We start from the raw sequence: 20,940 nt of genomic DNA on the forward strand, positions 1-20,940 counted from the left end.
TCGGCTCAACCGCCCCGGCGGCGGCGAGCGCAGCGAGGAGAGGTCATGACCACCCATCCGGACCCGGCGGTACGGGAGAACCCGGGCGGCTTCCCGGCCGTCCCGGCGGAGCCGTTCACGGCTTCCGTGGCGCCGCAGCCCGGCCCGGTCGCCCCGGCCCGGCCCGTCGAGGTGGTTCGCCACCCCGACCAGGCCCGGTCCGCGCCCGCGCCGGCCGGCGACTGGTCGCACGGCCCGGACACCGTGTCGCGTGCCACGGACACCCCCGGCGAGCTCCAGCCGTACGCCGAGCTGGGCCTGCGCGACGACGAGTACGACCGGATCCGGCACATCCTCGACCGTCGCCCCACCCAGGCCGAGCTGGCCATGTACTCGATCATGTGGAGCGAGCACTGCTCCTACAAGTCGAGCAAGGTGCACCTGCGCCAGTTCAGTGAGAAGGCCCCGCCGAGCGACCGGCTGCTCGCCGGCATCGGCGAGAACGCCGGTGTGGTCCAGGTCTCCGACGAGCTGGCGGTGACCTTCAAGGTCGAGTCGCACAACCACCCGAGCTTCGTCGAGCCGTACCAGGGCGCGGCGACCGGCGTCGGCGGGATCGTCCGGGACATCCTCGCCATGGGCGCCCGCCCGGTGGCCGTGATGGACCCGCTGCGCTTCGGCGCGGCCGACCACCCCGACACCGCCCGGGTGCTGCCCGGCGTGGTGGCCGGCGTCGGCGGTTACGGCAACTGCCTCGGCCTGCCCAACATCGGCGGCGAGGTCGTCTTCGACCCCTGCTACCAGGGCAACCCGCTGGTCAACGCGCTCTGCCTCGGTGTGCTGCGGGTCGACCGGCTGCAGAAGAAGGAAGCCACCGGCCCCGGCAACGTCGTGGTGCTGATGGGCGCCCGGACCGGCCGCGACGGCATCGGCGGCGTGTCGGTGCTGGCCAGCGCCACCTTCGACGAGGGCAGCGAGCAGCGCCGCCCGTCCGTGCAGGTCGGCGACCCGTTCATGGAGAAGCTGCTCATCGAGGCGTGCCTGGAGCTGTACGACGCCGAGCTGGTCGTCGGCATCCAGGACCTCGGCGGCGCGGGGCTGACCTGCGCGCTCACGGAGACCGCCGCCTCCGCCGGCACCGGCATGCGGGTCTGGCTGGAGCGGGTCCCGCTGCGCGAGGCCTCGATGGAGCCGCAGGAGATCCTGGCCAGCGAGTCCCAGGAGCGGATGCTGCTGGTCGTCGCCCCGGACAAGCTGGAGGCGGTGCTCAAGACCGCCGAGAAGTGGGGCGTCTGGGCCACCGCGATCGGCGAGGTCACCGCGCCGTCCCCGGACGGCCAGCCGGGCCGGCTGGTGATCACCTGGCGCGACCAGCTCGTGGTGGACGTCCCGCCGGGCTCGCTGGTCGACGACGGACCGGTCTACGCCCGCCCGATGCGCGAGCCGGCCGACCTGATCCTGCTCCAGGCCGACCGGGCCGAAACGCTGCCCCGGCCGTCGACCGCGGAGGCGCTGCGCGAGACCGTGCTGCGCATGATCGCGTCGCCGAACCTGGCCGACAAGACCTGGGTCACCGAGCAGTACGACCGGTACGTGCTGGGCAACACCGTGCTCGCGCAGCCGGAGGACTCCGGCGTGATCCGGATCGACGAGCGCACCGGCTTGGGCGTCGCCCTGTCGCTGGACGGTAACGGCCGGTACGCCCGGCTCGACCCGTACAACGGCACGAAGCTGGCGCTGGCCGAGGCGTACCGGAACGTGGCGGTGACCGGCGCGAAGCCGATCGCCGTGACCAACTGCCTCAACTTCGGCTCGCCGGAGGACCCGGGCGTGATGTGGCAGTTCGCCGAAGCCGTGCGCGGCCTGGCGGACGGCTGCCTGGAGCTGGGCATCCCGGTGACCGGCGGCAACGTCAGCTTCTACAACCAGACCGGCGCGGCGGCGATCCACCCGACCCCGGTGGTCGGCGTGCTCGGCGTGCTGGACGACGTGGCCGAGCGCATGTCGATGGGCTTCGTCCCGCGTACCGGCGGCGATCACGACCAGCTCTTCCTGCTCGGCGAGACACACGTGGAGCTCTCCGGCTCGGAGTGGGCCTGGGTGACCCACGAGCACCTCGGTGGCATCCCGCCGCAGGTCGACCTGTCCCGCGAGCGGCAGCTCGCCGAGCTGCTGGCCGAGGCGGTCCGGGTGGGGCACCTCAGCTCGGCGCACGATCTGTCCGACGGCGGCCTCGCGCAGAGCCTGGTCGAGTCCTGCCTGCGGCGCGGGGTCGGCGCGCAGATCGCGGTGCCGGAGCACTTCGCCGGCGGCTCGATGCCGTTCGTCTTCCTGTTCAGCGAGTCCGCCGGGCGGGTCCTGGTCTCGGTGCCGCGCGGCCACGAGAAGGCGTTCACCGCCCTCTGCGCCGAGCGCGGGGTCCCGTGGGAGCTCATCGGGGTCACCGACCAGGCCGGTGGCGCCCTTGAGGTGCGCGGCCAGTTCCGGATCGGCCTGGACGAGCTGCGCACCGTGCACGGCGCCACGCTGCCCCGGCTCTTCGGCGGGTCTGAGCCTGCCGAGGCAGCCCCGACCGGGCGGGGCGCCGCTCCGGCGGCGACCACGGCCGCTTCGGCCCTGACGCCGGCGGTCGACACGCCCGAGAATGACCGGGCGGCGGCGGCCCCCGTCGCCACGCCGGCCGATCGGGTGGCTCCGGAGCACACCGGGCCCGCCCCGGCCAGCCGGTTGGCCGCCGACACGACGGCGGCTGCCGAGGCCGGGTTCACCGCCGACGCCCCGGGCGGGGCGTCCGGGCAGCCGGTCGACGGCGGGCACGAGCGGGTCGACGGCCCGGAGCGGTCCACCGGTCCGTCCGGGGCGACCGAACCCGACGCCGGTGGCGCCGACCGGTCCGCCGTGCCCGATCAGCGCTGAGGCGATGGCCGCGGCCGTCTTCGCCCAACCCGGCTCCGGCGCCCGGTTCGACTGGGGGCTGACCGGCGCGGCGGAGCTCGGTCGCGTCTGCGCCGTCCTGGTGGTGGTGGATGTGCTCTCGTTCACCACCGCCGTGGAGGTCGCGGTCGCCCGGGGGATGCGGGTGCACCCGTTCCCCTGGGGTGCGCAGGCGGCGGAGTACGGGCGCCGGGTTGGCGCGGTCGCCGCCGTGGGCCGCCGGCAGACGACCCCGGAACATCCGTGGTCGCTCTCCCCGGCGGCGCTGCGTACCGCGCCGGTCGTCGCCGACCTGGTGCTGCCGTCGCCGAACGGCTCGGCGATCAGCGCCGCCGCCAGTGCCACCGGGCTTCCGGTGGTCGCCGCCTGCCTGCGCAACGCCCGCGCCGTCGGGCGCTGGCTGTGCGAGCGGGGGTACGGCTCGGTCGACGCCCCGATCGGCGTGATCGCCTCCGGCGAGCGTTGGCCCGACGGCGCCCTGCGACCCTCGGTGGAGGACCAGCTCGGGGCGGGGTGCGTGCTCGACTCCCTCTCCGGGGTGCCCGGCGGGCTGTCGGTGGAGGCCGCGATGACCCTCGCCGCGCTGGCCAGTACCCCGGACGTGCCGGCCGCCGTGCGCGGCTGCGTCTCCGGCCGGGAGCTCGCCGAGGGCGGCTTCGCCGGCGACGTGGAGGTCGCGGTCCAGGTCGGCGTCTCGGACGTGGTCCCGGTGCTGCGTCAGGGCGTCTTCTCGGCCGCCTGAGCCGGTTCGACCGGCCCTCGGCCGGTCCCTTTCTACGTCATTCCTGGCCCCGACGAGTGAGAGCGGCTGCCCGACGGGGCAGCCGCTCTCTGCGTCGCGGTGCGGGCGGTCGACCCGCGAGGGTCAGTCGTCCAGCCAGTCCAGCCGGCGCCCGCCCCGGTCCTGCTGCGGCGGGCCGTCGGGCCGGGCCCGATCCGGCTGGGCCTGGTCGCCGTAGTAGCCGCCGCCCTGCTGCTGGTCGTAGCCGGCCGGCTGGTCGTATCCGTGGCCCTGCGGTGAGGGCTGCTGGCCGTAGCCGCCGCCCTGCTGCGGGGGCTGCTGGCCGTACCCCCCGGCCTGCGGTGAGGGCTGCTGACCGTAGCCGCCACGCTGTTGCGGGGGCTCCTGGCCGTAGCCGCCGCCCTGCTGCTGGTCGTACCCGCCAGCCTGGCCGTAGCCGCCCTGCTGGCCGTAGCTCTCGCCGCCGTAGCCGCCGCGCTGCTGACCGGCGTCGTAGCCGCCGCGCTGGTCGTAGCCGCCGCCCTGCTGGCCGGCGTCGTAGCCGCCCTGCTGGCCGTACCCGCCGCCGGTGGGCTCGCCGCCGCGGCCGTACTGCGGAGGCGACTCCGGCTGGCCGTAGCTGTGGCCCTGGTCGGCCTGGTAGGTGCTGGTCGGGTACGGGTCCGCCGGGGGGGTGTACGAGCCGGTGGACTCACCGGTGTACCGGCCGGTCGGCTCGTCGTAGCGCTCGCCGTAACCACCGCCCTGGGCCGGGTAGCCCCCGGTCGCCGGGTCCGCCGGTGCGCCGTAGCCCTGGCTGCCGTAGCCGCCGCCGGACGCCGGTGCGTCGGTGCCGTACCCGCCGGGCGTGCCGCCGTACCCGCTCCCGGAGCCGTACCCGCCGCCGGAGGCCGGGGCGTTGGTGCCGTGCGCGCCGTACCCGCCGGTGGAGGTGGGGGCGGGCGGGTTGCCGTAGCCGGCCCCGGAGGCGGGCGCGTTGCCGTAGCCGGCGCCCGAGGCGGGCGCGTTGCCGTAGCCCCCGGCCGCGCCGTAGCCGCCGCCCCGGGGTTCGTCGCCGTAGCCGCCGCTGCTGCCGGCTCCCCAGCCGCCCTGCTGGCCACCGGGGCCGTACGCGGGCGGCGGGGCACCGTACGGGTCCGGCGGGACGTCGTCCACGATCGGCTGGTGCATCATCGTCGGCGCGTCGCTGAGCGAGGTGCCGCCGACCATCGTCGGGTCCGGCCCGGTGCCGACGCGGTTGACCACCCGGGTCTTGTCGTCCGCCCCGTGGTACGCCCCCCGGGCGGCGGGCACCGCGCCCGCCCCTGCGGCACCGGCCGGGTCGTCATCGTCGTCGGTGTCGTCGCCGTTCTCCCGGCGCTTCATCCAGAGCAGCACGATGGTGCCCACGCCGACAGCCACGAACAGGCCGCCGAGCAGGATGAGCAGCAAGGTTCCGAAGCCGGACTCCTTCTCGGTGGCGGTGTTCTTCTGCGCGACTCCCGGGGAGGCCGCGGCGCTCTCGTCGGCGGCATCCTCGGTCGGCTCGTCGGTGGGCAGTGGCTCCTCGGTGGCCGACGGAGTCGGACTCGGGCTCACCTCGACCTTGATCGCCAGGCTGATCCGCTGCCCGGTCACGCTCTGTCCGGCGCTCGCGTCGAACGACTTGGTGGTGCGGATCTCACCCTGGACGGCGCCGATACCGATCCGGCCCGGGGTGATCGGCCGGTCCTTGCTCCCGGTGAAGCGGAAGTTCCCGCTGCCCTCGCTGGTGGTCTCGTAGTGGTGGCCGCCGCTGTCCTGAAGCATGACGATGGCGTTCGGCACCCCCGCGCCGTTGGCTGCGGCCACCACCTTGCCGGAGACCGACTTGACGGTCTGCACCTGCTCCTGCGTCGGCTCCGGGGCGGCCTTCGCCTTCACGTTGACCTGGAAGCTCCCGGTGCCCGGGTTGGACTTGTCGGGCTGCACCCGGACCGTGACGGTGACGCCGCCCGCCTCGGGTGCGCTGTCGCTCGCCTTGATCGTCAGCAGCTGGGTCTTCGGCGACTGGCCGTTGAAGTTGATCTGGCCACAGCCGTCCGCGCAGCTCACCCCGGAGGGCAAACCGCTGAGGCTGATCCTGGCGGTTTCGTCGCCGTCGCGCGGGGTGACCTGGACAGTCACGGTGGCGTCGCTGCCAGCGTTCAGGTTGAGCGAGCCGGGCGAGACCGCGACCTCGGCCGCCAGGGCAGGTGCGGCGGGGGCGGCGAGCAGGACGCCGACCACCAGCGCCACGACCACACCGGCCCGCTGCTTCCAGGCACGTCGGTGCGTTGACACGTCCACCGCCTTCCGGTCTGACTTCCCTGGCCGGCGGGGCGCCGGGCCGGGGATCATCACGGTACGAATACGCCGTGGGCAACTATGCCTTGTCTGACCGGATCGGCGCGACCCAGGGCCGCGTCGAAAGCGCCTGAGCCAGGTCGTATCGTCCCGTCGTGTCCTCTCCGCACACAAAGTCCGCAGCCGTGGCCGCCGCGCTCGCCGCCCTCGACGAGGGGCGTACGCCCGAACGGCCGGTGTTCCGGGAGGCGGTTCGGGCCCTGTTGGCGAGCCTTGCGGACCGAGCCCCTGGCCGATCGGTGGAGGTACGTGTCCCACCTTACGGCGCAGTTCAGTGCATTCCCGGTCCCCGACACACCCGTGGCACCCCGGCGAACGTCGTCGAGCTGGACCCGACCACCTGGCTGGAGCTGGCGACGGGCCGCCTGAGCTGGGCGGACGCGGTCGCCGAGGGGCGCGTACGGGTCAGTGGCGTCCGCGCTGACCTCTCCGCGCACCTCCCGCTCCGACCGAACGACTAGCCCTCGCAGTGGTCACGTTGCGGCGCCATGCCGTGACTGTCTGCATTGACGCCCGTTCGCGTACACTTTGAGGCGACGACAGTGGTCCCGGCCGAGCAAGCGTGGATCCGAACCCGAGATCCCGCCCGGCCAGTCCAGACCCAGCATGAGGGAGCGGTAAGTGCCCCGAGGCGACGGCCGGCTGAGCCACGACCTTGATCCCCAACGGCCCGGCCCGCAGGACGCGTGTGGCGTCTTCGGCGTCTGGGCGCCCGGGGAGGCGGTCGCCAATCTGACCTACCTCGGGCTCTACGCGCTCCAGCACCGGGGCCAGGAGGCCGCCGGGATCGCCGTCAGCGACGGCTCGGGCGTGGTGGTCTACAAGGATCTCGGCCTGGTGGCCCAGGTCTTCGACGAGCCCACCCTGGCCAGCCTGCGCGGGCACCTGGCGATCGGGCACGCGCGCTATTCGACGACGGGTGGCTCGACCTGGGAGAACGCCCAGCCGACCATCCGGTCCACCAGCGCGGGCACCACGATCGCGCTGGCGCACAACGGCAACCTGGTCAACACCGCCGAGCTCCAACGCGAGGTCGCCGAGCGGGGCCTGGTCGCCGACGGCTCGACCAACGACACCTCGCTGGTGACGATGCTGCTGGCCAGCCGGCCGGACCTCTCGGTCGAGGCCGCCGCGATGGAGGTGCTGCCCCAGCTCCGCGGCGCGTTCAGCTTCGTCTTCATGGACGAGTCGACGCTCTACGCGGCCCGCGACCCGCACGGCGTGCGGCCGTTGGTCCTCGGCCGGCTGGAGCGCGGCTGGGTGGTGGCCAGCGAGACGGCCGCGCTGGACATCGTCGGGGCGAGCGTGGTCCGCGAGGTGGAGCCGGGTGAGCTGATCGCCATCGACGAGGACGGCCTGCGGTCCAGCCGGTTCGCCGCGCCGGAGCCGAAGGGCTGCATCTTCGAATACGTCTACATCGCCCGGCCGGACGCCACCATCGCCGGGCGCAACGTGTACGCCACCCGGGTGCAGATCGGCCGCCAGCTCGCCAAGGAGCACCCGGTCGAGGCCGACCTGGTGATCCCGGTGCCGGAGTCCGGCACGCCGGCGGCGATCGGCTACGCGGAGGAGTCCGGGATCACCTACGGCGCCGGCCTGATGAAGAACCCGTACGTGGGGCGCACCTTCATCCAGCCGTCGCAGACCCTGCGCCAGCTCGGCATCCGGCTGAAGCTCAACCCGTTGCGGGAGAACGTGCGGGGCAAGCGGCTGGTCGTCGTGGACGACTCGATCGTGCGGGGCAACACCCAGCGGGCTATCGTGCGGATGCTGCGCGAGGCGGGCGCCCTGGAGGTCCACGTCCGGATCTCCTCCCCGCCGGTCAACTGGCCGTGCTTCTACGGCATCGACTTCGCCACCCGGGCCGAACTGCTCGCCAACGGGCTGGACAACGAGGGCATCCGGCGCTCCATTGGTGCCGACACGCTGGGGTACGTCTCGTTGCCGGGCCTGATCGCCGCGACCGAGCAGCCGAGGACCCGGCTCTGCCGGGCCTGCTTCGACGGGGAGTACCCGATCGATCTGCCGGCCGGGAACCTGATCGGCAAGCACGTGCTCGAAGGAGTGGGACGCCGGGTCGCTGGTGCCTCGGACGCCCCGGAGCACGCCGCCGCACCGCTCGTCGCCGCTCCGGGCGGCGCGACCGTACACCGCCCATAGCACCGCCCGACGCGGGCCCGCCGGGTCAGCCCCGGCACCCCGCGAGAACCACAAAGGGGAGAACCGTGACGCACGTGTCCGAGCGCAGCGGCACAGGAAGCAGTCCGACCGGCGCCGGCGGCGACCGCCAGCCCTGGACGGCCGGCACCGGCCGCCCGGCGCGCAAACGCTCGGTCTCGTACGCGGACGCCGGCGTCTCGATCGAGGCGGGCGACCGCGCGGTCGAGCTGTTCAAGTCCAAGGTGAAGCAGACCCGTCGCCCGGAGGTCATGGGCGACCTGGGCGGCTTCGCCGGCCTGTTCCGGCTGGACACCAAGAAGTACAAGAACCCGATCCTGGCGTCCTCGACCGACGGCGTCGGCACCAAGCTGGTGATCGCCCAGCAGCTCGACATCCACGACACGATCGGCATCGACCTGGTCGCGATGGTCGTCGACGACCTGGTGGCCTGCGGGGCCGAGCCGCTGTTCCTGCTCGACTACATCGCCTGCGGCGAGGTCGTCCCGGACAAGGTGGCCGAGATCGTCGCCGGCATCGTCGACGGCTGCCGGTACGCCGGCTGCGCGCTGCTGGGCGGCGAGACCGCCGAGCACCCCGGCGTGCTGCGCCCGGACGAGTACGACGTCTCCGCCACCGGCGTCGGCGTGGTCGAGGAGAGCGACATCCTCAGCCCGGACCGGGTCGAGATCGGCGACGTGGTCATCGCCATGCGCTCCTCGGGCCTGCACTCCAACGGGTACTCCCTGGTCCGGCACGTGCTGCTCGGGGCCGGCCGGATGCGGCTGGACGTGGTGATCGACGACTTCGGCCGGCAGCGCACCCTCGGCGAGGAGCTGCTCACCCCGACCAAAATCTACGCCCAGGACTGCCTCAAGCTGATCGCCGAGGCCGAGGTGCGCTCGATCGCCCACGTCACCGGCGGCGGCATCCCGGGCAACCTGGTCCGGATCCTGCCGGAGCACGTCGACGCGGTGGTCAACCGCTCCACCTGGAAGCCGCAGCCGATCTTCGACCTGATCCAGTCCAAGGGCCGGATCGAGGACCAGGAGATGGACGCGGCCTTCAACATGGGCGTCGGCATGTTCGCGATCGTCTCCGCCGAGGACGCCGACCGGGCCCTGGCCACGCTGACCGGCCGGGGCGTCGACGCCTGGCAGGCCGGCGAGATCATCGAGGGCACCGGCAGGGTGCAGATGGTCGGCCAGCACACCCGCGGCTGATCACCCAGCGCTGATCATCCGAGTACCTGATCAGGGGTTCACCCGAGTGGCCATCGCCGCCTAGCCTGAAGGACACACTTCTGGCCAGGAGGGAGGGCGATGGCTGCTCGGGAACGGCCGGTGAACGGGATGCGAGGGCTCTCCCCGATCCCGTCGTACGTCGTGATGCAGCCGACCACCCTCTGCAACCTGGACTGCGCGTACTGCTATCTGCCGTTCCGGGCGGCGGACCGGCGGATGCCGGTCGCGGTGGCCGAGGCGGTCGCCGCGTCGGTGAATCCGTGGGCTTCGGCCGGCCGGTTCTCCGTGGTGTGGCACGGCGGGGAGCCCCTCGCGGCCGGGCGGGAGCACCTTGCCGCGCTGCTCGCCCCGTTCGGGCCGGAGGTCGAACACCATGTGCAGACCAACGCCACCCTGATCGACGACGCCTGGTGCGAGTTTCTCACCGCGCACCAGGTGCGGGTCAGCGTGAGCGTGGACGGGCCGCGCGGGCGCAACGGCGACCGGGTCACCCGGGCCGGCCGGCCCGCGTACGACCGCATCGTGCGGGGCATCGAGACGCTGCGCCGGCACGGGCTGCCGTTCTCGGCGCTGGCGGTGGTCAGCGACCCGACCCCGGGCCGGGCCGCCGAGCTGTACGACTACTTCCTCGGCCTCGGCTGTGACGTGCTGGGGGTCAACATCGAGGAGACCGAGGGGGTCAACACCCGCGGCAACGCCCACGAGGCGGCGCCGGTGCGGGCGTTCTGGGCCGAGCTGGTGGCCGCCTGGCGCCGGGACCCCCGGATCCACCTGCGCGAGGTGGAGTGGTCGCTGCGGTACGCGGCGGCGGTGCTCGACGGCACCGCCGACGACCTGCTGCCCCGGCGGCTCGACCCGATCCCCACGGTCGGCCACGACGGGTCGGTGACCGTGCTCTCCCCGGAGCTGGCCGGCTTCAGCGACCCCAGGTACGGCGACTTCAGCAGCGGCAACGTGTTGACCACCCCGCTGGCCGAGATCCTGGCCGGGGTGGAGCTGCGGACCCCCTGGGTGGGTGAGTTCCTGGCCGGCGTGGAGGCGTGTCGGTCGTCCTGTCCGTACTTCGGCTTCTGCGGGGGTGGGCACGCCGCCAACCGTTACTTCGAGCTGGGGCGTTTCGACGGTACGGAGACCGAGCACTGCCGCAACAGCAAGATCCGCTTACTGGAGGGAGTGTTGGACCATGCCCGAGACCATCGAAAACCGGCAGGCTGAACGTGTCGGGGGCGACACCGGGCAGCCGGTCGCGGACCGGGTGCGGGACACCGCCGCCGGGCTGGCCGACCTGCTCCAGGAGGCGGAGGACGCGCGCCGGTTGCGTTCGGAGGCGGCGGGAAGCGAGGGTGCCGGCGCGGTCTGCGCCTGGAACCACTTCGAGAACATCCCGACGTTCTACAACTGGAACAACCGGCCCCGCTGAGGGGCGGTTCCGAGATCAAGGACCTGCCGCGGCGACCGGATCGGCTCCGGCACGGCAGGCCCCTGATCATCGGGTGGGCACGCCGCATCCCGATGGGCACATGCGTGAGCACGCGGGGCTTGCCGCGTGCTCAGATGTTCCCGGAGGTCAGCGGGTCGGACGGACCCAGGGGTCCGGGTCTTCGTCCGGGTGATCGTCGTCGTCGACATACTCTTTGTAGTCGTCATCGACGACGGCGTGGTCCGACTTACCAGCACCGACGGCGTGGTCCGACTTACCAGGACCCGCCAGTTCGCGCTGCAAGGCGGTGAGGTCGGTGTTCGGGGAGTGGTACTTCAACTCCCGGGCCACCTTCGTCTGCTTGGCCTTAGCACGGCCGCGCCCCATGGCTCGACCCCCTCGCACAGAATGCGGGGCAGCCCGAAGGCGGGCCCCGATGACGTCAGGCATCTCTCGTGGCTCTTACGGTACATGGGGATGCCGCTGTTCGGCACCTCGGGTTACCGTCTGCCGGCCCTGCGCGTCGCAGTGACCCGGCTGTCACCAAGTGTACCGGGGTAAGGGTCGAATGCCGAACCACCCATGACGCCGGACAGATGGGCGGCAATCACCCCGATTCCCAGCTTAACGCCGCCATCCGTCCCACTCCACCCGAGGGGCCCGACCCGGCGCGTCTTCCGTACCGGGTCGGGCGGGACGCTCAGCGCAGGTGGATGGTGCGCAGCCGGCCGACCTCCGCCATCCGGCGCTCGGCGAGCCGGTCCGCCGCCACTGCCGGGGGGACGCCCTCCTCGTCGGCCAGCCGCAGGATCTGCCGGGTGGTGTCGTAGATCTTCGTGGCCCGCAGCTTGGCCCGCTCGAAGTTGAAGCCCTCGATCTCGTCCGCGACCTGGATCACGCCGCCGGCGTTCACCACGTAGTCGGGGGCGTAGAGGACGCCCCGGTCGGCGAGCAGCTTCTCGATTCCCGGGTGGGCGAGCTGGTTGTTGGCCGCCCCGGCGACCACCTTCGCCCGCAGCGCCGGCACGGTCTCGTCGTCCAGTGCGCCGCCCAGCGCGCAGGGGGCGTACACGTCGATGTCGGCGGCGACCAGCGCGGCGGCGTCGTCGACCAGCTCGACCTGCGGGTGGTTGGCGCGGACCCACTCGCGCGCCCGCGGGTCGACGTCGGTCGCCACCACCTCGGCGTGGTCGTCGAGCAGGTGCCGGCTCAGGTGCTTGCCGACCTTGCCCAGCCCGGCCACGCCGACCCGCCGGCCGTTCAGGGTGGGGGTGCCCCAGACGTGCTCGGCGGCGGCCCGCATGCCCTGGAAGACGCCCCACGCGGTGAGCACCGACGAGTCACCCGCGCCGCCGTGCTCCACGCTACGGCCGGTGACGTAGCGGGTCTCCCGGGCGATCACGTCCATGTCGGCGACGTAGGTGCCGACGTCGCACGCGGTGTAGTAGCGGCCGTTCAGCGACTCGACGAAGCGGCCGTACGCGCGCAGCAGCGCCTCGCCCTTGAGCTGTGCCGGGTCGCCCCAGATGACCGCCTTGCCGCCGCCCAGGTCCAACCCGGCCAGAGCGTTCTTGTACGCCATGCCGCGGGACAGGTCGAGCACGTCGGCCAGCGCCGCCTCCTCGCTGGCGTACGGGTAGAACCGGGTGCCGCCGAGCGCGGGGCCCAGCGCGGTGGAGTAGATCCCGATGATCGCCCGGAGCCCGGTCTGCGTGTCCTGACAGAACACGACCTGTTCGTGGCCGGTGGATGACGGGCCGTCGGTGCTGGCGAATACGCCCATGGCTGACTCCTGTGTCGGTGTGCGTCCTTGTGGGACGGAACCTGTGGCACGCCGGCGGGATGGTGCCGGTGGGTCGAGCCTAATGTCGTCCTACGCCGTACTGTCGTCCCAGCATGTCCGACGTCCGACGTCCGGGCGTCCGGCGGGTGAGCGGGGACGTCGGGCGCGCTCGGGGCGCTGCCCGCGTCCGGATTCCGTCTCGTGGGAGGATCGCGCAGTGCCGTCGCTCTTCGCTTCGTACCTGCGGGTGTACGAGCCGCTGACCGCCTTCGACCGGGACCGCCAGTCGTACTGGCGGCGCTACGTGTCCGAGGGGCGGGCGGTGCCCCCCTCGGAGGGGCCGGGGCGGCAGCGTACGGCGGTCATCGAGGCGCTGGGCGCGGGCTGGACCCGGCTGCCCGACCTGCCCGAAGAGGCGTACGTCCTGGAGTCCGACGACACCCTGCTGGTCTGCCCGTGGAACCTGCGGATCCGGGTGGCCGAGGCGGCGCTGAGCGCTCGGGACGGCGTGCCGGCGGTGCTGGCCGACGCGTTCGTGCCGCCGGTCCTCGCGGGCCAGGCCAAGGCGGCGGTGGAGGACTGGCGCAGCGGGGCGCGGGTGCTGGAGCACGGTGTCCCCCGGGTGCACGAGCAGATCGCCACCTGGGGCGTGCCGCTGCGCTGGTTCGTCCTGTTCGACGCTGAGGAGCGGGACCTGGTCGCCCACCCGGGGCGACGCGCGCTGCGCTACCGGACGGAGATCTCCAAGGCCCGGAGCCGGTCGTCCCGGGCGCTGTCGGTGCTGGGCAAGACCGTCGGCGAGGCGCCGATCACCGAGGCGGTCGAGGAGGCCGCCCGGTGGCTGGAGGAGTTCCACCCGCGCTCGGTGGTGGAGCTGGACTACGGCGGCCTCGTCGAGTTGCTCTCCGACGAGACCCTCGCCGCGGACGACTCACCGACGCTCGTCGCGACCGGGCTCGCCGGGCTCTCCAAGGGGGAGGCCGAGGAGGCGTCCACCGCCTACGACACGCTGGTCGCGCGCTGGCGAGCGGTCCAGCTCCTGGAGCGCTGCAACTAGTCCCCACCTGGGCGTAGGCCACTCAGGAGGCCGTAAAACGCCCTTGGGAGCGCTCCCGTTTTGAGGTGTGCTCGTAGTTGGAGCATCACGACCAGTGATTATGAGTCCGAATAAGGTGGTTCCTGCCGTGTATTAGTCGTATAAATCGGGCATGGTTCATCCGTCCGTCTAGGGACCTTCGGCCGTTCGGCCCATGTCGGACATCGGGGACTAGCCGGACCATGGGAGACGCGTCGGCCGGCGGGACCCCGGCCGATGTCTATACCTGTGGAGGAGTGACCGATATGGCATCGCGAACGCACGAACCGGAGCCGCTGCTCACACCGGCCGAGGTGGCGTCGATGTTCCGTGTCGACCCGAAGACGGTGACCCGTTGGGCGAAGGCTGGCAAGCTCAGCGCCATCCGGACCCTCGGGGGGCACCGCCGTTACCGCGAGTCGGAGGTTCGGGCTCTGCTGCAGGGGCAGATTCCCCAGCAGCGCCAGGGAGACTGACCGCCGGGAATTCTACAGACACACGGAGCAGGGGCGGCGGACAACGGTCCGCCGCCCCTGCTCCGTGTCCGGCCCGGGCGGTCACTCCGACAGGCTGATCCGGATGCCCACCGTCCCCCGCTCGCCCCGCCGCAGCCGGCTGCCCAGCAGGCTGAGCCGCCCCACCAGCCGGTACTTCTGCTTCAGCAGCTCGCGGATCCGTAGGGTGTCCGCCGGGCCGCAGATGGTCGCGTGACCGGGCACCGCCTCACCGTGCGGCCGGCCCCGCAGATCGCACGGTGCCACCGTCACCTCGCCACTGCGCCGGATCCGCTTCACCTTGCCCGAGTCGGCGACGGTCCAGGCGGCCAGCGCGTCACCGTCGCGGGCTGCCCACACGGGGGTGGGCACCGCCCGCCCGTCCCTGCGGAACGTGGTCAACAGCACGTACTTCTCCGCGGCGAGGCGGTCCAAGGTGGTCACGCCGCAAGGATACGGCCGCGCGACCCGACGCCCAGGGGGTTAGCGTGAACCCCGTGACCGGGGAACCCAGGATCGGCGACGTATTCGGCGAGCTGCTGCGGGACGCGCTCGCCGTGCAGACCGGGATCGGCCCCCGGCCGATGGCCGGTGGGCGGCTGCCCCGGCCCGTCATCGAGATCATCGAGCGGGACGACGGCCTGATCAACGGCGCACCCGCCGCCCACTACCTGGCCGGCCCCGCCGAGTGGCAGCCGTACGACCACCGGGCGGTGGACCAGGTCCGGGGCGAGACGCTGGACATCGGCGCCGGCGCCGGCCGGATCGCGCTGCTGCTCCAGGAGCGCGGAGTGCCGGTGACCGGGCTGGACACCTCCCTCGGCGCGTTGAGGGTGTGCCGCCGGCGCGGGGTGCGGGACCTGGTACACGGCACGATCGACGAACACGTCGCCGACGGCCGGCGGTACGACACCTTCCTGCTGCTCGGCAACAACCTCGGGCTGATCGAGGGGCGGGACCGGGCACCGGCGTTCCTCGCCGCGCTCGCCGCGCTCGCCAGGCCCGGCGCGCAGGTCATCGCGCACGGCACCGACCCGTACGGCACCACCGACCCGGTGCACACCGGCTACCACGAGCTGAACCGGAGCCGTGGCCGGCTCGGCGGGCAGCTGCGGCTGCGGCTGCGGTACCGGGAACTGGGCACCGATTGGTTCGACTACCTGGTCTGCTCGGTGGCCGAGCTGGCCGAGCTGGTCCGGGGCACCCCGTGGCGGCTGACCGACGTGGACGACCGGGACGCCCCGTACTACCTGGCGACCCTGACGCTGGCCGGCTGACCGGCCCGGGGTCGACTCCGGTACGCGGAAGGGGCCCGTGTCGGGCGGGAAGCCTCGGCAGGGGCCCCTTCCGCGCGCCTCAGACCTGGACGGTCGGGGGGAGCGGCTCCGGCGGGAGGCCACCGTCGCCGTCGACCACCTCGTCGGGGGTCCCGTCCTCGTCGATGTCGACCATGGTGATGTCCACCTTGCCGTCGCCGTCGGTGTCGAACTGGAACAGGTCGGCCCGACCGTCGCCGTCGGTGTCGACGACCCAGACGTCGGTCTTGCCGTCGTTGTTGGTGTCCGCGCGGAGCAGGTCGACCCGCTCGTCCCCGCGGGTCTCCACCGTCGCCGGGTTCTCCACACTCTCCGGTGCCTGGCTCATGTTCCGGTCCTTCCCTCGGTTGACGGCGCAGTACCCGGTTCGGCATGCCCCCACGCATGCCGCCGGTGTCCGTGCTGCATAGGGTCGCACCCATGAGCCAGTGGAGCGGGCTGCCCGGTGCGGGGGAGACCCCGTACACGGCCGCACGCAGCGAGGAGATGTCATGAGTCGTTTTGTCGTCGTGGGGGCCGGCACGATGGGCCTGGGCATCGCCTACGTGGCGGCCGGCGCGGGATACCACGTCGAACTGGTCGAGGTCGACCCCGACCGGGCGACCGCCGCCGAGGCGCGGCTCGGCGAGCTGTGGGACCGGGCCGTCCGGCGGGGAAAACTCGCCGCGGACGAGGCGGCGGCGCACCGGGGGCGGGTGACGCTGGTCGCCTCCCTCGGTGCCGTCGCGCCCGAGCCCGACGTGGTCGTGGAGGCCGTGCCGGAGCGGCTGGAGCTCAAGCGCGCCGTCCTGCAGGCCGCCGCCGCGCTGCGCCCCGCACTGCTGGGCAGCAACACCTCCAGCATCTCCATCGGCGAGCTGGCCGCCGGGCTGGACCGGCCGGAGCGCCTCGTCGGGCTGCACTTCTTCAACCCCGTCTGGGCCATGGTGCTGCTGGAGGTCGTGGTCGGCCCGGACACCGCCGAGGAGACCACCGCGGCGGCCGTCGCGCTCGCCGGCCGGCTGGGCAAGGACCCCGTCGTCGTACGCGACCTGCCCGGCTTCGCCACCTCCCGGCTCGGGGTGGCCCTCGGGCTGGAGGCGATCCGGATGGTCGCCGACGGGGTGGCCGAGCCGGCCGACATCGACAAGGCGATGGTGCTCGGCTACCGGCACCCGGTGGGCCCGCTGGAGCTGACCGACATGGTCGGGCTGGACGTTCGGCTGGACATCGCCCGCACCCTCCAGGCCGCCTACGGGGACCGGTACGCGCCGCCGCCGCTGCTGGAGCGGATGGTCGCCGACGGCAGGCTGGGCAGGAAGTCCGGGCAGGGCTTCTACCGCTGGGAAGGGGGCGAGAAGCGATGAGCGGGTTACGGATCGACGAACGGCCGGACCGGCTGGTGGTGACGCTGGACCGGCCGGAGAAGCGCAACGCGATCGACGCCGACCTGATCGGTGAGCTGCATGCCGTCTGCGCCGAACTGGAGGCGCGGCCCCGCCTGCTGCTGCTCACCGGCGGCGCGGAGGGGATCTTCGCGGGCGGGGCGGACATCAGCCAGCTCCGCGAGCGGGGCCGGCTGGACGCGCTCGCCGCGATCAATTCCGCCGCCTTCGCCCGGATCCGGGCGTTGCCGATGCCCACCGTCGCCGCCGTCGACGGCCCGGCGCTGGGCGGTGGCGCCGAGCTGGCGTACGCGTGCGACCTGCGGGTGTGCACGGCACGCGCCGTCTTCGGCCAGCCGGAGGTGCGGCTGGGCATCCTGGCCGGTGCGGGCGCGACCCACCGGCTCCCGGCGCTGGTCGGCGAGGCCCGGGCCAAGGAACTGCTGTTCACCGGTCGTCGGGTGGACGCCACGGAGGCGCTGCGGATCGGGCTGGTCAACCGGGTGGTGGACGAGCCCGCCGAGCTGCTGCCCACCGCGCACGGGCTGCTCGACGAGATCGCGAAGGGCTCCGCCCTGGCGCTGCGGCTGACCAAGCTGGCCGTGGACGCGCCGCCGGCCGCCCACCCGCACCTCGACCTGGTAAGTCAGGCGGTGCTCTTCGAGGACGAGGAGAAGCAGCGGCGGATGACCGAGTTCCTGGAGCGCCGCCGGCCCCGCTGACGGCGCGTCGCAGCCGGACCCGGTGCGCCGAATGCGCGACGGCCGCCCCCGCGAGTCTGCCGGGGCGGCCGTCGGGCGTCGGGCGTCGGATCAGTGCTGGATCTGCACCCCGTTGTCGGCGAGCGCCCGGATCACCTGAGCGGACTCGGCGAAGCCGATGACCAGCACGGCATCCGCGCCGTACTTCTTGATCTCCTGGGCGCCGGCGGTGAAGTCGAGCGGCGGAGCCTTCGCGTCGGCCGGCGGCACGTACGTCAGCAGCTTCACCCGGTCGTTGCCGATGCCGGCCCGCTCCAGCTCGGCGCGGACGTTCTCCTGAAGGCCCTCGCCGTAGGAGTCCTTCCGGGCGACCACCACGATCTTGTGTGGTCCGTCGCGCAGTATCACGTCCGCCAGCGCCCGCCCCTGGAGGCTGTCCGGCGGGGCGGTGCGGAAGTAGAGGCCCTTGTCCTCCACCGAGGTCAGCCCCGCGTCCGTGTTGGACGGTGCGAACAGCACCCGGCCGGCGGCCACCACGTCCGGCAGCACGACGCGGGAGATGCTCGACGCGCCGGCGCCGATGATGACGTGCGCGCCGTCCCGAACGTGCTTGGCCACGGCGGCCTTGGCGACGTCCGGGTTGGTGCCGTCGTCGCCGTCGAGCCAGACCACCGGCTTGCCGAGCACCCCGCCTGCGGCGTTGACATCCTTGACCGCCAGGGCGGCCCCGGCGGCCAGCGGCGGGTACGCCAGTGCCAGGTCGCCGGTGCGCGGCAGCAGGCCGCCGAGGACCAGTGGCGCCGAGGGGACCCTCCCGCCGCGCTGCCGGTACGGCCGGGGCGGGTTCTTGGTGCTCGCGGTCGACTCGTCACCGGCACCGACGAACTCGGTCTTACCGTCGTCGATCTTGCGGTCCCCGAAGGTGAGGGTGGCGTAGCTGGCCGTGGCCGGCTCCCCGGCGTCGGTGAACCCGGCCCGGTTGAGCGACACCCCCCGGTACTCGATGTCCTGGCCGGCACGGGCCAGCCTCAGACACTCCGCCGTCTTCTCGCACCGCTGGCCGTTGTTGGTGACGCCGACGATCTGCCTGGCGATCTCCGCCGGCTTCGTGCTGCCGGCAAGCTGCGTGGCCAGCGCGGTGATGACCACCGCGTCGTACGCCTCGGCCGCGTAGAGGTAGTCGTTGAGCTTCGGGGAGACGGACCGGAGCCGGCTCTTGAAGGCCTCCGGCAGCGGCGTGAGCGGGGTGGTGCCCTTCATGCCGTCGATCAGATCGGCGCGCTCCTTCAGCTCCGCGGCGTACCCATTGATCATGTTGCCGTCGGTGCCGTAGAGGCGGACCTGTGGGGTGGTGGTCGCCTCCTCGGGCTTGCCGGTGCCGCAGGCGGCACCGGCAAGGAGCAACGCCCCGCAGGCCACCAGGGCGGCGGCGCGCGAGCCGTGTGATACGAGCATGGTCGTCCTTCCTCCGGCGAAGGTCCGCTGCGCACATTAGCGTGCCGGGCTGGGCGGCGGGACCGTGGAGCCCGGCCAATTTGCCTGCTAGCCGTGCAGTCGCACGCAGCGTCATCGGGTCGGTGCTCTCGGGTGGTCACGGGTTGACCACCCGTCGTACAGTGCGCCGGGTGACGGACGTACCGCAGCAGACGCTGGACGACGCGACCGCCGTGCTCCACTCGGCCCTGGCCGGAGACGGCGACGCGGTGGTGGGCACCTTCGACGAGGTGGTCGACCGGGCCGGCCTCGCCGGGGCGTACGGGGTGGCCTGGTGCCTGGCGGCCACGATGGTCGGGGACGTGCCCGCTCCCGGCGGCGCGGCGCTGGACTTCCCGGGCATCGACGAGGCCGGCTACGACACCCGCTGGGTGGCCCGCTTCGTCAGCGCGTACGCCAATGCCGACGCCGACACCGGCGAGGCCCTGTTCGGCGCGGCGGCCGCCGACGGCCTGCTGCCGGACTGCCTGCTCACCCTCGCCGGCTCGACGGTGGCCACCCTGCGCAGCCGGGCCGCCTGACGCCCCGGCGCCGGCCCTGGTGGCCGACCGCCGGGGCGCCGCCGCTCAGAACGCGTGGTACGCGGTCAGCGGCTCGTACTCGTAGCGCAGGTTCGAGAAGCGGACCCGGAAGTTCACCCCGTCCCGGACGTTGGTGGCGACCGTGATCCACCCGGACTTCGCCGGGAGGTAGGTCCAGTAGTTGCAGCTGTTGGTCCTGTCGACGAACACCACGCAGGCCTGGGTGCCGAAGCTGCTCGCGTTACGGACGTTGACGTCCGCGCAGCGGCTGGTGGCCCGGTAGGTGCCGGCCTCCCCGCCCCAGCTCCCGGTCTGGAAGTACGAGCGCACCGCGCCGCCGTAGCAGGTGGCATAGGTGCCGGCGAGGTTCACGGCGGGTGCTTCCGCGCCGGGACTGGCGGGCGCGGGGGCCGCCTGGGCGGGGGCACCGAGGGCGAGCAGCGACACCGCTGCCGTCGTCGTGGCCAGCAGGCGGACGACCGGGGATGACATGGGTGCCTCCAAGTGTTGACTGACCGTCCGTACCGGACGGTTGACCAAGGGCAACGATGATACGGGTCGATCGATCTCACCGCTGGCCCGGCGGTGTCCTGGGCGGTGTGATAGCTCTGGTGCATGTCGGAGGTCATGCTCGCCAAGGTGCGAAAGCTGCTGGCGAAGGCCGAGGACCCGGCCTGCACGCCGGAGGAGTCGGCCACGTTCACCGCCAAGGCCACCGAGCTGATCGCCCGCTACGGCGTGGACCGGGCCCTGCTGGCGGCCCGCGACCCGGCCACCGACCCGGTCGGCGACCGGGTGGTCGAGGTCGTGGCCCCGTACGCCCGGGACAAGGCCGGCCTGCTCGCCGCCGTCGCCGACCCGCTGCGCTGCCGCTGCGTCCGTCGCCGGCACGGCAGCGGCTTCGCGATGCACCTGTTCGGCTTCGCCAGCGACCTGGAGCGGGTCGACCTGCTCTTCACCTCGCTGCTGGTGCAGGCGGCGCACGGGTTGGCGGGGGCGGTCGTCCCGGCGGGGGAGCATCCGGCCGCGTTCCGACGCTCCTGGCTCGCCGGCTTCGCCCAGGTGGTCGGCACGCGGCTGGTCGAGGCGGAGGCCGGGGCGGTCGCCGACTCCGGCGGGTCCTCGGTCGCGCTGGTGCTGGCCGACCGCTCGGACCGGGTCCAGCGCCGGGTGGCCGAGGCCTACCCCCGGCTGCGCACCGCCGCGCCGCGCCGGCTCGCCGGCACCGGTTTCGGCTCGGGCGCCGCAGCCGGCCACAGCGCCGACCTGGGCGGCCAACGCCTACCCCCCACCCGAACCCGACAACTCCCCCACTGACCCCGCGCGCTGGCCCCCTTCCCCCGCACTTTCAG

Annotated in this window: 21 protein-coding genes; 14 read left to right on the forward strand and 7 right to left on the reverse strand. The window is 73.2% G+C overall.

Annotated elements, in window-relative coordinates; genetic code table 11:
- The first annotated feature begins 45 nt into the window (after window positions 1–45).
- Window positions 46–2,895 carry a phosphoribosylformylglycinamidine synthase subunit PurL gene (gene purL, locus GVV04_RS16365; protein WP_161688892.1) on the forward strand — a complete coding sequence of 950 codons (2,850 nt, stop codon included), beginning with the start codon at window positions 46–48 and terminating at the stop codon, window positions 2,893–2,895.
- 4 nt (window positions 2,896–2,899) lie between these two features.
- Window positions 2,900–3,655 (forward strand): 2-phosphosulfolactate phosphatase, encoded by a 756-nt coding sequence (locus tag GVV04_RS16370; RefSeq protein WP_161688893.1) that lies wholly within the window; start codon window positions 2,900–2,902, stop codon window positions 3,653–3,655.
- A 123-nt stretch (window positions 3,656–3,778) separates the two neighbouring features.
- Here the strand turns inward: GVV04_RS16370 and GVV04_RS16375 are convergent, their stop codons facing one another.
- A complete protein-coding gene (locus tag GVV04_RS16375; protein WP_456238323.1) occupies window positions 3,779–5,956 on the reverse strand; it encodes a carboxypeptidase-like regulatory domain-containing protein in 2,178 nt (725 codons plus the stop codon).
- A 188-nt stretch (window positions 5,957–6,144) separates the two neighbouring features.
- On the opposite strand from GVV04_RS16375, the gene GVV04_RS16380 reads away from it, so the two are divergent.
- From GVV04_RS16380 to amcA, 5 genes are all read left to right on the forward strand, one after another.
- Window positions 6,145–6,480, forward strand: coding sequence for a sterol carrier family protein (locus GVV04_RS16380; RefSeq protein WP_161689420.1), 336 nt, complete (start codon window positions 6,145–6,147; stop codon window positions 6,478–6,480).
- Between the two features lie 160 nt (window positions 6,481–6,640).
- Entirely contained in the window at window positions 6,641–8,179 is a 1,539-nt protein-coding gene (gene purF, locus GVV04_RS16385) for an amidophosphoribosyltransferase (RefSeq protein ID WP_161688895.1), read from the forward strand.
- Window positions 8,180–8,244: 65 nt separating this feature from the next.
- Window positions 8,245–9,399, forward strand: a complete 1,155-nt coding sequence (gene purM, locus GVV04_RS16390) for a phosphoribosylformylglycinamidine cyclo-ligase (protein WP_161688896.1) — start codon at window positions 8,245–8,247, stop codon at window positions 9,397–9,399.
- 129 nt (window positions 9,400–9,528) lie between these two features.
- A complete protein-coding gene (gene amcB, locus GVV04_RS16395) occupies window positions 9,529–10,635 on the forward strand; it encodes a cyclophane-forming radical SAM peptide maturase AmcB (RefSeq protein WP_328822457.1) in 1,107 nt (368 codons plus the stop codon).
- Window positions 10,604–10,840 (forward strand): multiple cyclophane-containing RiPP AmcA, encoded by a 237-nt coding sequence (gene amcA, locus GVV04_RS16400; protein WP_161688898.1) that lies wholly within the window; start codon window positions 10,604–10,606, stop codon window positions 10,838–10,840. Before amcB ends, amcA begins: the two co-directional genes overlap by 32 nt.
- Window positions 10,841–10,987: 147 nt before the next feature.
- On the opposite strand, the gene GVV04_RS16405 is transcribed toward amcA, so the two are convergent.
- Window positions 10,988–11,227: a DUF3073 domain-containing protein gene (locus GVV04_RS16405; RefSeq protein ID WP_161688899.1), complete on the reverse strand. Its 240-nt coding sequence runs from the start codon at window positions 11,225–11,227 to the stop codon at window positions 10,988–10,990.
- Between the two features lie 313 nt (window positions 11,228–11,540).
- Window positions 11,541–12,623 carry a Glu/Leu/Phe/Val family dehydrogenase gene (locus GVV04_RS16410; RefSeq protein ID WP_161688900.1) on the reverse strand — a complete coding sequence of 361 codons (1,083 nt, stop codon included), beginning with the start codon at window positions 12,621–12,623 and terminating at the stop codon, window positions 11,541–11,543.
- Between the two features lie 217 nt (window positions 12,624–12,840).
- On the opposite strand from GVV04_RS16410, the gene GVV04_RS16415 reads away from it, so the two are divergent.
- Together GVV04_RS16415 and GVV04_RS16420 are read left to right on the forward strand one after the other, a co-directional pair.
- Entirely contained in the window at window positions 12,841–13,680 is an 840-nt protein-coding gene (locus GVV04_RS16415) for a hypothetical protein (RefSeq protein ID WP_161688901.1), read from the forward strand.
- A gap of 284 nt (window positions 13,681–13,964) precedes the next feature.
- Window positions 13,965–14,174 carry a BldC family transcriptional regulator gene (locus tag GVV04_RS16420; protein WP_007073996.1) on the forward strand — a complete coding sequence of 70 codons (210 nt, stop codon included), beginning with the start codon at window positions 13,965–13,967 and terminating at the stop codon, window positions 14,172–14,174.
- 81 nt (window positions 14,175–14,255) lie between these two features.
- Here GVV04_RS16420 and GVV04_RS16425 read toward each other — a convergent pair whose 3' ends face one another.
- Window positions 14,256–14,636 (reverse strand): PPOX class F420-dependent oxidoreductase, encoded by a 381-nt coding sequence (locus GVV04_RS16425; protein WP_161688902.1) that lies wholly within the window; start codon window positions 14,634–14,636, stop codon window positions 14,256–14,258.
- Between the two features lie 53 nt (window positions 14,637–14,689).
- Here GVV04_RS16425 and GVV04_RS16430 point away from each other — a divergent pair, with 53 nt between their 5' ends.
- The gene (locus tag GVV04_RS16430) at window positions 14,690–15,469 is read left to right on the forward strand and encodes a class I SAM-dependent methyltransferase (protein WP_161688903.1); all 780 of its coding nucleotides are present in this window, start codon (window positions 14,690–14,692) and stop codon (window positions 15,467–15,469) included.
- Window positions 15,470–15,548: 79 nt separating this feature from the next.
- Here the strand turns inward: GVV04_RS16430 and GVV04_RS16435 are convergent, their stop codons facing one another.
- On the reverse strand, window positions 15,549–15,836 hold the full coding sequence (locus GVV04_RS16435) for a hypothetical protein (protein WP_161688904.1): 288 nt from the start codon (window positions 15,834–15,836) through the stop codon (window positions 15,549–15,551).
- A gap of 163 nt (window positions 15,837–15,999) precedes the next feature.
- Between GVV04_RS16435 and GVV04_RS16440 the strand changes: the two genes are divergently transcribed.
- Both GVV04_RS16440 and GVV04_RS16445 read left to right on the forward strand, forming a co-directional pair.
- Complete coding sequence (locus GVV04_RS16440; protein WP_161688905.1) at window positions 16,000–16,854, forward strand: 3-hydroxyacyl-CoA dehydrogenase family protein; 855 nt, start codon at window positions 16,000–16,002, stop codon at window positions 16,852–16,854.
- The gene (locus GVV04_RS16445) at window positions 16,851–17,594 is read left to right on the forward strand and encodes an enoyl-CoA hydratase/isomerase family protein (RefSeq protein WP_161688906.1); all 744 of its coding nucleotides are present in this window, start codon (window positions 16,851–16,853) and stop codon (window positions 17,592–17,594) included. The genes GVV04_RS16440 and GVV04_RS16445 overlap by 4 nt, the downstream gene beginning before the upstream one ends.
- A gap of 90 nt (window positions 17,595–17,684) precedes the next feature.
- Here the strand turns inward: GVV04_RS16445 and GVV04_RS16450 are convergent, their stop codons facing one another.
- The gene (locus tag GVV04_RS16450; protein ID WP_161688907.1) at window positions 17,685–19,028 is read right to left on the reverse strand and encodes an ABC transporter substrate-binding protein; all 1,344 of its coding nucleotides are present in this window, start codon (window positions 19,026–19,028) and stop codon (window positions 17,685–17,687) included.
- Between the two features lie 170 nt (window positions 19,029–19,198).
- On the opposite strand from GVV04_RS16450, the gene GVV04_RS16455 reads away from it, so the two are divergent.
- Window positions 19,199–19,588: a hypothetical protein gene (locus GVV04_RS16455; RefSeq protein ID WP_161688908.1), complete on the forward strand. Its 390-nt coding sequence runs from the start codon at window positions 19,199–19,201 to the stop codon at window positions 19,586–19,588.
- Between the two features lie 45 nt (window positions 19,589–19,633).
- Here the strand turns inward: GVV04_RS16455 and GVV04_RS16460 are convergent, their stop codons facing one another.
- On the reverse strand, window positions 19,634–20,080 hold the full coding sequence (locus tag GVV04_RS16460; protein ID WP_161688909.1) for a hypothetical protein: 447 nt from the start codon (window positions 20,078–20,080) through the stop codon (window positions 19,634–19,636).
- 123 nt (window positions 20,081–20,203) lie between these two features.
- Here GVV04_RS16460 and GVV04_RS16465 point away from each other — a divergent pair, with 123 nt between their 5' ends.
- Window positions 20,204–20,905 carry a DUF2786 domain-containing protein gene (locus tag GVV04_RS16465; protein WP_161688910.1) on the forward strand — a complete coding sequence of 234 codons (702 nt, stop codon included), beginning with the start codon at window positions 20,204–20,206 and terminating at the stop codon, window positions 20,903–20,905.
- The last annotated feature ends 35 nt before the right edge of the window (window positions 20,906–20,940 follow it).

The organism is Micromonospora rubida (assembly GCF_009908295.1).
GTDB classification, from domain to species: Bacteria; Actinomycetota; Actinomycetes; order Mycobacteriales; family Micromonosporaceae; genus Micromonospora; species Micromonospora rubida.